Here is a 12,970-nt window from a genome sequence, read left to right as displayed (position 1 = left end):
GGTTATTGGTTATTTAATTAACTGTCGCCGTGAAAAAAGGCGGGATGCTTTTTCACTTTTTACAGAGCCTTTGTATCTAGGATTTTTCAGTCGTTGCTCCTCGAAATAATAAAGAGAAGGTTCATCTTTATACTTCGTACCTTTTACTTGGTTCACGGGAACTCGCCTTTTGCCTCTCGCCTCTAGTCGCTCTCAAGCCCCAAATCTCTCCCTGATCGCATTTTTATAATTTTCCCTACCCTCTTTAGAAGTAAATAGAAAAAGATACGGCTCAATCAATTCAAGCTCCATCAGGTAAAAAATGCCTTTAATCCACACTCCATCCACCCGGGCATACAGGGTATCTGCGGCAAATTCATCAATGATTTTTTGGATATAAACCAATTCAATCAAAGTCGGATCAATGGTATGGATCTGTCCACCAAAGAAATGTTGTACCCGGAATTCTCCTGATTTTGCACTTTTCAATACCGCATGGGAAAATTTTCCATTGAAAAACAAATAAGAATACTCCCCTACTTCTGCCACTTCCCTGATAAATGGCTGAAGCATAAAATCTTCCGAGGCAAGCAAACTTTCAATTTGTACCTGAATTTCCTCCCAATTTTCCTTTTGAATTTTCATGGTGTTCTTTGCTCCTCCGCTGACAGTTGGTTTGATGACAATCTGTTCAGTCTTGAAAGTATCAAAACATGTATTAAGATCCGGGATATGGTTTTTGCTGTTAAAAATCGTGGGGACAATTGAAAATCCACAGTCCTCAATTTCTTTTAAATAACGCTTATCAGAATTTTGGATTACCGTATCAATGTCATTTACCATAATGATCCCCAATGATTTGATCCTATGGCACCAATCCAAAAACTCAGCGTACCTATCAAAATAATCCCATGGAGACTTCATGAGAAGATGGGTATATTTTATCCAATCGACCGAAGTGTCAGACCAAACTTCAAAGGTAAAATCGATACCGAGTTCCATCAGGATCTCTTCAAGGATTTTATCTTCATCCTCCACCCCTGTGGTGGCATAAGAACCTCTCGCCTCATAGGTGATTACAGCAATTTTCATGATTTTGGGTGATTTTTTTCGATGGCAATTATATGTTAATTTTTGCATAAAATCTTCCGGTGTTTACAATTCCATTCTTTTAATCATATTTTTGGGTTTCCAATTTTATGAAGAGAGAAAAACTTGTCATCATCCCCACGTACAATGAACTGGAAAATATCCATGATATCAGTTTAGCTGTCATGGCATTGGAAGGAAAATTCGAGCTGCTGATCATTGATGATAATTCCCCGGATGGTACTGCTGAGGAAGTAAAAAAATTACAAAAAGAATTCCCTGATCGGATCCACCTGATCCAAAGAGAAGGCAAGCTCGGCTTGGGTACAGCTTACCTTGAAGGCTTTCACTATGCCTTGGTCAATGGGTATCAATACATTTTTGAGATGGATGCTGATTTTTCACATAACCCTTCCGACCTGATCAAATTGTATAAAGCCTGCTCAGAAGGAGGTTTTGACATGGCGATCGGTTCCCGCTATATTACAGGTGTCAATGTGGTCAATTGGCCGATGGGAAGGGTTTTGATGTCGTTTTTTGCGAGCAAGTATGTCCAATTCATCACCGGCATGCCAATCAAAGATGCCACGGCAGGGTTCAAATGCTACACCAGAAAAGTCCTTGAAAGCATCAGACTAGACAGGATCAAATTTATCGGATACGCTTTTCAGATCGAAATGAAGTTTACCACATGGAAACTTGGATTCAAAATCAAAGAAGTTCCGATTATTTTCACCGACAGAACCAAAGGAACATCCAAAATGAACACCCGAATTTTCAAAGAAGCGGTTTGGGGGGTGATTTACATGAAATTTTTAAGCTTTTTCAAAACTTATAAGGTCAATCAAACCGAATAGCTTTGATGGGCTGAATGTTGCTGATGAGCATCGCCGGAATGAATAAAACAAGGGTAGTCACCAGAAGTACGGAAGCATTGAGGAGAATAAAAACAGGCCAATTCCAAGATATTGGAACAAAGGTCATATAATAACTAGCAGGATCTAAGGCTATCCATTGAAATTTTTGCTGAATCAACCCAAACCCGAAAGCGATGGCATTTCCGATCAGCAAGCCTCTTCCAATAATCCTGACCCCATTCCAAACAAAAATCTTCCGGATCTGCTTGTTGGTGGAACCCAAAGCTTTCAATATCCCGATCATCTGCGTTCGCTCCATGATGAGAATAAACAATATGGAAACCATATTAAATGCCGCTACGAAAAGTATCAGGCCAAGAAATATATACACATTGTTGTTGAGCAAAATAAGCCAATCAAATATCTCGATGTATTTATCAGTGACTTTGATCAGTTTGAGGTCAAAGTCCAAAGAATTGTAAATGGGCTCGGCCATTTCTTCCAGCTTTTTATCGTCATTTACAAAAACCTCAAATCCACCCACCTGATCTTCTGACCATCCATTGAGGTTTCGGATTGTCTGTATGTCACCGATGATGATTTTATCATCGAAGTTTTCCAAAAAGGTCTCATATAATCCGACGATTTCAAATCTTCTAAACCTTGGAGGTTCCTGCACAAAGTACATGGTAATCCTTTCCCCTACTTCAAGTTTAAGTTTATCGGCTATTTTGCGGCTGACAAGAATCTCATTGGAAGCGGCAGAATCTGAAAATTGGATAAACCTTCCCTCAATGATGGAATTCTGAAAACCCATGGTATCAAAGTCCGGTCCGACCCCTTTCATCAAAACTCCCTCCACTTCTTCGTCTCCTTTTAAAAGACCGGGTTTATGGGCATAAACCTGCACATGGCTTATGAGGCTATTCTTGGTATGTTCCTTATAAAAATCAGAATTCTTGGAAGTGGGACTTTCCTCAAAGGCATTTCCTGAAACAAACTTTTGGACTTGATAATGTCCGGTAAATGAAAAAACCTTTTCGGAAATTTTATCCTGAAAACCTCCCAAAATCATGAATGAACCCAAAGACACTGCAATTCCGATAGCCACGGATGCTACAGCGATGCGATGGATTGTCCCGGTAAAACCGCCTGTCCTCTTAAAACTGATTCTCTTGGCAATGAAATAGGAAAGGTTCAATGATTTTGCTTATTTGGTTGAAATTCTACCGCAAAGTAACTATGAAGCCATTCAAAATAATCATACTTGCCACATTTTTCCTTCAGACTCTGGCATTTTGCAAAACAAAAACCCATCCTGACCAAATAATGCAGTCCATTGCCCAAAACCCTATTCTTCCTGCAGCAGATCAACCAGATGTTTACCTGCCACTTTTGAAGGGGAAAAAGGTAGGCTTGGTAGTCAACCAGACTTCTATCCTTACTTCCAAAAACAACATCCATTTAGTGGATTTTCTGATGTCGGAAGGCATTACCGTAGTCAAGGTCTTTGTACCTGAGCATGGATTCAGGGGAGATGCCGATGCAGGTGAAGTGGTCAACTCGGAGATTGACAAGCGGACCGGCTTGCCCATTGTATCGCTGTATGGCAACAATAAAAAGCCCTCTGCAGAGACGCTCAAGGATATTGACATTATCGTCTATGACCTGCAGGATGTTGGAGTGAGGTTTTATACCTATATCAGCACCATGCATTATGTCATGGAAAGTGCGGCAGAAAACAAAAAACCACTTCTGATCTTTGACCGACCCAATCCGAATGGCAATTATGTTGATGGACCGGTTCTGAAAAAAGGCTATGAAAGTTTTGTAGGAATGCATCCCATACCGGTCGTCCATGGACTGACAGTTGGCGAGTTGGCCCAGATGATCAATGGTGAAGGATGGCTCAAGGGCGGAGTAAAAAGCGATATTCAAGTCATTCCAGTCAAAAACTGGAATCATGATATTCCTTACAGCCTTCCGGTAAAACCCTCCCCAAATCTTCCCAACGATACTGCCATCCGCCTATACCCAACGCTGTGTTATTTTGAAGGGACGGATGTCTCTTTAGGAAGAGGCACCTATTTTCCATTTCAGGTATATGGCTATCCAGATCCCAAGTTCGGGGATTTCACCTTCACTCCTGTAAGCATCGATGGCATGTCCAAGACTCCACCCCAACAGGATAAAAAATGCTTTGGTAGGGATTTGAGAAATGAACCACTGACCCATCAGTTTACTTTGAAATACCTTTTGGAGGCTTATGAAATTTCTGGGAAGAAGGAAAAATTCTTCAACAACTTCTTTGACAAATTGGCCGGAAGTGACAAACTGAGAAAGGATATTTTGGCCGGAAAAACCGAAGCTGAAATCAAAGCATCCTGGCAGGAAGATCTTGAAAGTTTCAAAAAATCCAGAAATAAATATTTGATTTATTAAATTTCACCAAAAATCAAAGTCATCTTTCCCTCCATTAAAGATTCAGGTTGCGTAAATTTAATCCGTTCATCCAGGCCGGGAACCTGTTGTTTTAACTTGGGTTTTTGATTTTGTGATGCACATTTTAATCATTTGTAATTTTTACCTAAATCAAAAAATCATGGTACACAAATTAAGATTGCTCGTTATTCTTGGATTGTTAGCGACATTTTCAGTTCTCGTTTCCTGTAATGATGATGACGAACCAAAAGTATCCCCAATCGTCGGCACATGGAATTACGATTCCTATAAGTTGGACATTACTGTTGACGGACAGGACCTGCTCACCTATCTAGTTCAGGTGATGGGCCTCACGCAAGAGGAGGCCATTTTCGCAAAGGCGTTTTTTACCGCTTCTCTTTTTGAAGATAGTGATCTTGAAGGCACGACTTTTACATTCAATGCCGATGGTACATATTCTGTAAAAAATGGAGGGGTTGAAGAGGATTCAGGAACATATCAGGTTCAAAACAACAATACCAAATTGGTATTGACTTCATCTGATGATGGAACGGTCCAGGAATTTGTAATCGAAACACTGACTAGTAACCGTATGATCGTCTCTTTTGAAGATTCTTTCGAAGAGGATATCAATGAGGATGAGACCTTGGAAGAGGTGGGATTGGATTTTGAATTGACAATGGTGAAATAAAAAAAAATCCAAAAAAAGAGCCCTGAAGAAAATCAAGGCTCTTTTTTTATCCCTAAGGATGACTAGATAAGAAAATTTATACACCTATCAGAGAACTTATTATTACTTCACCTCCCAAAAATACTCCCTGTCAAAAATTCTGGAATAGATAAATATTGGAACCTGCTCTCGATATGGTAACAAATCTCTGAAAACCTCCTGCTGGGTGGCATGGGCCTCCATCATGCTGACCAAGGTGGAGAAATAGGGCGTGGTCTTGACAGAAAAATCCGGTACAGGCAATCCGGGGCCCTCTTTAGGATAATTTCTTTGGAAGCCAGGAGCAATCTTTAAGGCTGTTTCAATCTGTTTTGGAGAAAGGGTTACCTGAAAAAGTTTTATGACCGAAAACCCCTGTGTGTTTTTATTTTCTAGAAAAACCTCTTCCATCGCTTTAGAAACCATCCTGTGGTCGGGATGTCCATAAAGTCCCACTTGACTGTCGTAACTGATTACATAATCAGGCCGGTACTTTTCTATCATTTCCCTTGCTACAATTTTGAAAGTATCCAAGGGTAAATTTTTGAGACCACTGTCGGGGAAGTCAAACATTTCTAATTCACTTGCCCCAAGAATTCCGGCCACTTTCTTCATTTCAAGTGTCCTTGCTTCACCAAGCTCTTCTTGGCTTACCAATCCTCCCGTTGGCCCAGCTTCACCTTTGGTTATGTAAACCATCACTAAGTCATGACCTTGCTTTCGTAAATCAAGCAAAGTGCCGCCCACTGCAATTTCGTCATCCGGATGGGCAAAAAACACCATAACTTTTTGCGGTTCTACTTCTTGAATAAGATGGCTTTTTAGAGGGATATCTTTATTATGGAGCATAGATCTCCCCCACCAAATCATTCCCGACCCCAAAGCCACAATGATTAGTATAACTACAAGCAGTATTATTCCCAAACTTTTCAAAAATCCTCCTTCAAGGTAGCAAGGTAGCTGACCAAATCCCTGATTTCCCTCCTACTCAGGATGGCTTTCATGTCTGGCATACTTGAAGCAGCCATCTTTTGGGTTTTGATATCTTTCTTTTGGATCAAGGTATCGGGTTGATTTCCCATCTTGACCAAAAGAGTTGAATTGGTTTCATTTTCAAGGATGCCGTTGACATTTTTTCCATTGTTCAATTCCACCATCACGATACCATATCCTGGAGCAATCCTTTTGCTTGGATCGATTAGTGACTCCAAAATCTCCCGCCTGCTCAGCTTTCTCCCTACACCATTCATACTCGGACCCACGGTTGCTCCCATATCGTCAAAAGCATGGCAGCGCATACATTGGCCGGTCTGGGATTGGAAAAATATTCCACGGCCCTTGATTTCATCCCCGCCGTTGAGACTGCTCTGATAAGATGCCAAAACATCCCCTTTCCACAAAGCATCAGCTGCTTTTTGATAACCCTCTGCGAGTGATGGATCTTTGGATAATTCTACGGATTCGGATAATTCCAACAAAATATCTGTCGGGAGTTTGCCGGCTGCCATTTGAGTAAAGAGTCCATCAAAAATTGATTTGGTATTTTCTACCGGCAATTTCCCTAAAGCCACCAAAGCAGCCTGCTTTTCTTCGGTAGTCCTTTTCTCAATGATTTCGTTCAATAGTTTAACTTTCAAGGCCTTATCCAAATCCAATTGTTCCAACAGACTCAAGCCCGCCACCCGTACTGATTTGTCCGAATCAGCAATTGCTTTTTCGATACCTGTTGCAGTATTTGGTGCATTCATTTTGGCAAGTGCCTGAATGGAAGCCACACGGACTTCGGGAGATTTGTCAGATTGGATCAATGCCAAAAGCTTATCCGAACCATCTTGGATTCCGAGCCTTCCGATTGCATTGATGGCTGATATTTTCAATCCGTTTTCTTTTTCGTCCAATAACTGTAGCAAAGGGGAAGCTGAGGCGGTCCTTACCAATGACCCATCCCTTGTCACTTCGCCACGGTATCTTCCATCTACCCTGTCCAAAACAGATGGTTTGGTCCAGGTCCCCAAAGCATCAATGGCTTCCTTCCTCAGCGGCAAAGGAGCGGAAGGATTGGAGATATAAGCGATGAGATTTTGCATGGACTTTTCTGTACCTACCCTCAAATTGGCACTGATAGCCCTCCTGATAAGTGGCTCATTTGAAAATTTGGTGGTTACCAAAAGGTCTCCCAAAGCCGGCAATGCTGCTTCAATTGAAAAATCATCATTGATTGCTCTTGCAGCTTCGGTTACAATGTATTCGTTCGGATCTTTTAGGAATTGCTGAATTCCCGGATGGCCTAATCTCCTCAGAGCCAAAACCGCACCTAACCGAACCGCATTACTTGGTTCTCCTGCCAAGGCTACCAACTCATCAGGTTGGTTCAATCTTGCCAAAGCCAAAGAAGCCGCATGTCTGATATAGGCATCTTCATCATTGTTATTGTCAAGCAATCCGATCAAAGAAGTGGAAGCAGGCGTATAGCCGATTCTACCTATTGCTTCTGCGCCAAAAAATCTTGCTCTTGGATATTCATCTACCAAAAGTGCCAACAAAAACTCTCCTGCATCTTTGTATTTGATATCACCCATCCATTTTGCAGCCTGGGCGCGGATCTCAGGATCACTGTCCTTTAAAAGTGAAATCAGCGGCTTGGCATATTTCATGTCATCCATTCTGGCTATTTGGCTCGTTCCTACGATGGCATGGATCCTTGCTATCTGATTTGCCTTTTGGTTCATGACTTTTTCAAAAACCTTTGCCCCATTCTCACCCCTTTTTGCCAGTTCAAACTGGGCCTTTCTTCGGATCCTGTCATCTTCATAATACAGATGTCCTTCCAATTCCTGATCGGACATTTTGGAATAATCCAAAGTGATCAATCTTTGGGTTTCTTTTCTTGCCGCCCAGTTTTGACCTTCGTTGTCATCCAGTTTCCAGATTCTTCCATAATTTTTGCTTCCCCAGCCATTGATCCAATCGGCCACATACAATGCCCCATCCGGACCAAAATCTATTCCTGAAGGCAAAACCCCTGATTGGATCATCTCTGTTTTTGCAAGCTCAAATGAAGCCCCCTGAGGTTTCAACTGAAAGGCATGAATTCCTGAACGTGCCGGATTTCCTACAAATTCGACCACAAAAAAATGCTGCTTCCACCTTTCTCCCAAAGCCGTTCCGGGATTATAAACCATTCCTGTTGGACCGTTGACATAATTGATGATACATGGTGTAATGTAAGCAGCCTGCCCCTCGTGTCGCGGTTTGTACATGTTTTCATCCATCCAGACTTTGTAAGTATTGTTGTCTGGATCCCTGTATTTTCCAAACTGCCAATTGATCCTCCAACCTGTATCTGAACCATTGACCAAATACACCAAACGCTCACTTTCTCCTCTATGGTCACCATCATTATCAACTGAGATCAGGTTATTGTATTCATCCCAGGTAAACTCATGGGTATTTCTTACTCCCATCGCAAACACCTCAAAATCACTTCCATCAGGATTGGCACGTACCACTACCCCCCTGTTTGGATAATTCCATTCGACACCGTCTTGGTCTGTTCCATGAAATCCAATATCACCTATTCCCCAATAAATCCTTCCATCAGGGCCTACTTTGGCCCCTGACATACCATGAGAACCAAATCCCACATGCACGCCATATCCATTTGAAATAGAAGTTTTCTTATCTATCAGCCCATCGCCATCGGTATCCTGCAACCTCCAAAAATCAGGAGCTACACCCAAAAAAACATCATTTTCATGGACAGTCACCGCCAAAGCAAGATCTGTCTCTTCTTCATGGAAGTCATAGACTATCCGCTGCGACCAATCTGCCAAACCATCCCCATTGCTATCCTTTACTTTGTAAATACTTTCTTTCTCTACTGTCAGGTCTTTCCAGTCAAAAGAACCATCCACGTTCAAATCCTTCAGCCACTTGTTTTCATCACTTCTTTCAGGAGCAAATTCTTTTCTTAAAAAGGCTTTCCTATCAGCCACACTTTGCCAGCTGATGGATTGAATTTCCCAATTCTGATGTCCGCGGATATCAAATTCTGACTGGCCCAAGCGCTCGGAACTGACATAATATAAAGTGCCATCATCCGTCATTTTGATCGAAACAGGATCGATAATCATGGAATCCACTGCCCAAAGTTTCATTGAAAGCCCTTCAGCCAAAGTAGGAGTTACAGTTGACTCAATCTCTGCAGCTCTTTTTTTGACCTCATCATGATCCATTTGGGTGATCTGAAGGTCGACAGGAGCCTTTTCTTCACAGGAAAAAACAACCAAAGAAGTGAGCAAAATCGGGGTAAAAAGGTTTTTTAAAATAGAAACAGGTTTCATAGGTATCAATTGGGTTTTTTGATTGAATACAGGGGATAATTTACCAAAAATGTTGAGGCGATTCCTATTATTTTGATGATCGGCTTAAGGATTTTTTTTTGATTGGACCAATTTCCCTACTTTCAATTTCCAATCAAAAACCGTCAAACCCATGCCTGTTCTTTCTGATATCACCTCTCCCACCCTTTTGCTTGATGAAAAAATTTGCCGCCACAACCTTCAAGTAATGTCGGAAAAAGCCAAAAGAAACGGAAAAAAGCTCATCCCTCACTTTAAAACACCACAATCTCACCTAGTAGGAAAATGGGCCATGGAATATGGCATTAGAGAAATCACCGTTTCCTCCATCAAGATGGCAGCATACTTTTGTGGGCAAGGTTGGGACAACATCCACATCGCATTTCCTTTCAATCCTCTAGAAACCAAAAACCTGAGCGACCTTGCCAAAAACCAGTCATTATCGGTGCAGCTTATCAATGAGGCAGTCACCGAAAAACTCGCAAAGGAACTTGAAAACCCTGTAGGCTTTTTTATTGAAATTGATGCAGGTTATGGCCGTACCGGAGTAGAGGTATCAGATTTTGGATTGATAGAGGCTATTCTTCGAAAAGCAAAAAGCACTGACAAACTCAAATTCAAGGGATTCTATCTCCATGCCGGACATTCTTATTATGAAAAAGACATTCAAAAATTATATGAGCAAACCCGTGCTGCGTTAGGCATGTTAAAGAGCAAATACCGGTCAGAATATCCCGATCTAATCACCAGAACTGGAGATACACCGGGCTGTTCGGTGATTGAGGATTTTGGGGATATTGATGAGCTGGGACCTGGCAATTTTGTGTTTTATGATTTGATGCAGGTAGCCTTGGGTAGCTGTAAAAGAGAAGATGTCGCAGTAGCTTTGGCTGTTCCGGTGGTCGATATCAAAAAAGAAAGAAAAGAAATTCTGATCCATGGCGGCGGTGTTCATCTTGCCAAAGATGTATTATTGGAACCTGATGGCGGAAAGAATTTCGGTGAAGTGGTCTTTCTGACTGAAACAGGATGGGAAATTCCTTCACAGCGGTCATTTTTGAAAAGTATTTCACAAGAGCATGGCATCATCAAGGCCTCTGACGAATTGTTATCCCATATAAAAGTCGGAGACTTACTCGGCATTCTTCCTATTCACAGCTGCATGACTGCGGATTGTATGAAGGGATACACCACAATAAACGGACAGAAAGTCGATCACGCAGAGGGGTAAAAAAATTGTGAACCTTCTTATAGGCAACTCTCTATATTATTTCAAAAATCAACAACCAAAAAAAAGGGGTGGTTTTATAAAACCACCCCTTTTTTTATTTCTCATAACCGAGGACTTTCATCATGCTGTCACTTGTTTGCTCAGCTGCAAAAAGCCAATGCTTGATGCTTCCGTTGGTTTCCCGATCTATAATCACATGCTTAGGTGCGGGAATAAGGCAATGTTGGATCCCTCCATATCCGCCAAGAGACTCCTGATAGGCGCCCGTGTGGAAAAATCCGATGTACTGCTTTCTGCCTTCTTCTATTTTTGGGAGATAAATATTGTATTGATGCGCCTCAGAGTTATAATAATCCATGCTGTCACAAGTCAATCCGCCGAGTGAAATATTGTGGTATTCCTCATCCCAATTATTCACGGCGAGCATGATGTATTTTTGGTTCAATCCCCAACTGTCCGGCAATTGGGTGATGAAACTGCCATCTATCATGTACCAAAGTTCCTTGTCATTTTGGAGTTTTTCATCCAAAATGGAATACAATACTGCACCGCTTTCGCCGACTGTATAGCTTCCAAATTCAGTGAAAATGTTAGGTTCATCTGTGTGGTTTTTGGCGCACATCCACTTGATGTTTTTGACAATCTGCTCTGCCATATATTGGTAATCATAATCAAAAAACACATTGGTTTTGATCGGCCAACCCCCACCGATGTCCATGGTATCCAATGAAGGCGCCACTTTTTTGAGGTCTACATATTTTTGGATAAATCGGGTCAATTCAGACCAATAATAAGCTGTATCCTTTATTCCCGAATTAAGGAAAAAGTGGAGCATTTTGAGGGAGACATTTGGATTGTTCTTGATTTTCTCCTCATAGAGTGAAATAATGTCATTGTACCTGACCCCAAGCCTAGAGGTATAAAACCCAAATTTCGGTTCTTCATCCGCAGCGATCCTTATTCCTACCTGAAATGGAACTTTGACATGTTCCAAATAATAATCTATCTCACCCAGATTATCCAAAATCGGAACACAGTTGACAAAACCATCATTGAGTAACTCAGTGATGTATTGCTTATAAAGCTGCCTTTTGAATCCATTGCATACGATAAAAGTATCCTTTGTGATCAATCCCTGCGCGTAGAGATTCCTGACCAAAGGAATGTCAAAAGTAGAAGATGTCTCTATGTGGATGTCGTTTTTCAATGCTTCATTCAATACAAAGCTGAAATGAGACGACTTGGTACAATAACAATAAGTATACTTTCCCTTGTAATTATGCTTTTCGATGGCATTGCCAAAAAAAGTTTTTGCATTCTGAATGTTTTCAGAAATTTTAGGAAGGTAAGTAAGCTTTAAGGGAGTTCCGTAGGTTTTGATGATTTCCATGAGATTGACACCGTTGAAGTGTAACTCATTGTTTTCAACATTAAATTCTTTAGTAGGAAAGTCAAAAGTCTGTTGGATCAGGTCGATGTATTTATTCATTTCAAATCAGGGTATGGAAAATTAAAACCGCAGCGTAAAATTTGCTTTTAATATTGGCAATTCAAATGAAAAAAGGGGAAAATCCATATGGACCTTCCCCCTTCCAACAAATTTAATCGGAGAGAACTATTTTGCGAAAAACTCATTTCGAAGCAGTTGGCCTTCCGCTTCAAATGACTTTTGGTTTTCAATTATTTGTTTCAGGATACTTTTAAACCTGATTTCTTCTGAAATCACTTTGGTGATTTTTTCAAAATATTGAGCAACAGACAATTTATCTGCAGTGTAGAACTTCAAAGTGTAAGAATTCAATTCCTTTTCAAATTCCAATATTACGCCTTTTGGTTGACCAATACTGATCAATCCATTGAATAACCCTCTTAATCCTTCAAAATCAGAAGCAAGCTTAAAATAAAGGACCTGAAAACTCTTGTTTGCTTCAGGAAAATTCGGGAAATGAAAAGAGCCCTGACCTGTCAATTCTACCATATCACTCGCCATTATCATGTCTACAACATTTAATACTGGGCTAAGGATTTCAGTTCTTTTAGATACACTTTGGAAAGTGAATGACTCCTGAACTTGGGCTTGTTGGGTAGAGATTTGAGAGGCCATGTGATGATGTTTTTTCTTTTTGAATGCGGTTTATTCAAAACCATGCTTCAAATATAAATAGCGGATTTTAATTATCCTAATTAGTCTATCTTTTTTATAGGGTAATAAATTGATGATTTATTTTTTTTCAAGCGTCATAATTTTAAATTTCATTGCTGTTTTTTGTGGTTTTTAAATTAATTGACCTCTTGATTGAAT

Annotated in this window: 10 protein-coding genes; 4 read left to right on the top strand and 6 right to left on the bottom strand. The window is 40.7% G+C overall.

Features of this window, described 5'->3' with window-relative positions:
- Positions 1 to 192 precede the first annotated feature (192 nt).
- The gene (locus tag NU887_RS00840) at positions 193 to 1,071 is read right to left on the bottom strand and encodes an ATP-grasp domain-containing protein (RefSeq protein WP_258421455.1); all 879 of its coding nucleotides are present in this window, start codon (positions 1,069 to 1,071) and stop codon (positions 193 to 195) included.
- 107 nt (positions 1,072 to 1,178) lie between these two features.
- On the opposite strand from NU887_RS00840, the gene NU887_RS00835 reads away from it, so the two are divergent.
- A complete protein-coding gene (locus NU887_RS00835) occupies positions 1,179 to 1,925 on the top strand; it encodes a polyprenol monophosphomannose synthase (RefSeq protein ID WP_258421454.1) in 747 nt (248 codons plus the stop codon).
- Here the strand turns inward: NU887_RS00835 and NU887_RS00830 are convergent.
- Positions 1,909 to 3,126 (bottom strand): ABC transporter permease, encoded by a 1,218-nt coding sequence (locus NU887_RS00830; RefSeq protein WP_258421453.1) that lies wholly within the window; start codon positions 3,124 to 3,126, stop codon positions 1,909 to 1,911. The genes NU887_RS00835 and NU887_RS00830 overlap by 17 nt on opposite strands.
- A gap of 41 nt (positions 3,127 to 3,167) precedes the next feature.
- Here NU887_RS00830 and NU887_RS00825 point away from each other — a divergent pair, with 41 nt between their 5' ends.
- Together NU887_RS00825 and NU887_RS00820 are read left to right on the top strand one after the other, a co-directional pair.
- Entirely contained in the window at positions 3,168 to 4,367 is a 1,200-nt protein-coding gene (locus NU887_RS00825; RefSeq protein ID WP_258421452.1) for an exo-beta-N-acetylmuramidase NamZ family protein, read from the top strand.
- A gap of 160 nt (positions 4,368 to 4,527) precedes the next feature.
- Positions 4,528 to 5,058, top strand: a complete 531-nt coding sequence (locus NU887_RS00820) for a lipocalin family protein (protein ID WP_258421451.1) — start codon at positions 4,528 to 4,530, stop codon at positions 5,056 to 5,058.
- Between the two features lie 102 nt (positions 5,059 to 5,160).
- Here NU887_RS00820 and NU887_RS00815 read toward each other — a convergent pair whose 3' ends face one another.
- Both NU887_RS00815 and NU887_RS00810 read right to left on the bottom strand, forming a co-directional pair.
- Positions 5,161 to 5,925: a PIG-L deacetylase family protein gene (locus tag NU887_RS00815; protein WP_258421450.1), complete on the bottom strand. Its 765-nt coding sequence runs from the start codon at positions 5,923 to 5,925 to the stop codon at positions 5,161 to 5,163.
- A gap of 80 nt (positions 5,926 to 6,005) precedes the next feature.
- The gene (locus tag NU887_RS00810; protein WP_258421449.1) at positions 6,006 to 9,419 is read right to left on the bottom strand and encodes a HEAT repeat domain-containing protein; all 3,414 of its coding nucleotides are present in this window, start codon (positions 9,417 to 9,419) and stop codon (positions 6,006 to 6,008) included.
- Positions 9,420 to 9,570: 151 nt separating this feature from the next.
- Here NU887_RS00810 and NU887_RS00805 point away from each other — a divergent pair, with 151 nt between their 5' ends.
- A complete protein-coding gene (locus NU887_RS00805) occupies positions 9,571 to 10,668 on the top strand; it encodes an alanine racemase (protein WP_258421448.1) in 1,098 nt (365 codons plus the stop codon).
- A gap of 94 nt (positions 10,669 to 10,762) precedes the next feature.
- Here NU887_RS00805 and NU887_RS00800 read toward each other — a convergent pair whose 3' ends face one another.
- Together NU887_RS00800 and NU887_RS00795 are read right to left on the bottom strand one after the other, a co-directional pair.
- Entirely contained in the window at positions 10,763 to 12,157 is a 1,395-nt protein-coding gene (locus NU887_RS00800; RefSeq protein WP_258421447.1) for an arginine decarboxylase, read from the bottom strand.
- A gap of 126 nt (positions 12,158 to 12,283) precedes the next feature.
- Complete coding sequence (locus NU887_RS00795; protein ID WP_258421446.1) at positions 12,284 to 12,772, bottom strand: hypothetical protein; 489 nt, start codon at positions 12,770 to 12,772, stop codon at positions 12,284 to 12,286.
- Between the last annotated feature and the right edge of the window lie 198 nt (positions 12,773 to 12,970).

Origin of the sequence: Aquiflexum gelatinilyticum (assembly GCF_024741135.1) — a bacterium.
Lineage (GTDB): Bacteria > Bacteroidota > Bacteroidia > Cytophagales > Cyclobacteriaceae > Cognataquiflexum > Cognataquiflexum gelatinilyticum.
This window is presented reverse-complemented; position numbering and strand designations above follow the sequence as displayed.

Coding starts and splice junctions, on each gene's coding strand:
- NU887_RS00795 (WP_258421446.1), bottom strand. CDS start 12,772: ATGGCCTCTCAAATCTCTACCCAACAAGCCCAAGTTCAGGAGTCATTC.
- NU887_RS00815 (WP_258421450.1), bottom strand. CDS start 5,925: ATGCTCCATAATAAAGATATCCCTCTAAAAAGCCATCTTATTCAAGAA.
- NU887_RS00805 (WP_258421448.1), top strand. CDS start 9,571: ATGCCTGTTCTTTCTGATATCACCTCTCCCACCCTTTTGCTTGATGAA.
- NU887_RS00820 (WP_258421451.1), top strand. CDS start 4,528: ATGGTACACAAATTAAGATTGCTCGTTATTCTTGGATTGTTAGCGACA.
- NU887_RS00840 (WP_258421455.1), bottom strand. CDS start 1,071: ATGAAAATTGCTGTAATCACCTATGAGGCGAGAGGTTCTTATGCCACC.
- NU887_RS00810 (WP_258421449.1), bottom strand. CDS start 9,419: ATGAAACCTGTTTCTATTTTAAAAAACCTTTTTACCCCGATTTTGCTC.
- NU887_RS00825 (WP_258421452.1), top strand. CDS start 3,168: ATGAAGCCATTCAAAATAATCATACTTGCCACATTTTTCCTTCAGACT.
- NU887_RS00800 (WP_258421447.1), bottom strand. CDS start 12,157: ATGAATAAATACATCGACCTGATCCAACAGACTTTTGACTTTCCTACT.
- NU887_RS00835 (WP_258421454.1), top strand. CDS start 1,179: ATGAAGAGAGAAAAACTTGTCATCATCCCCACGTACAATGAACTGGAA.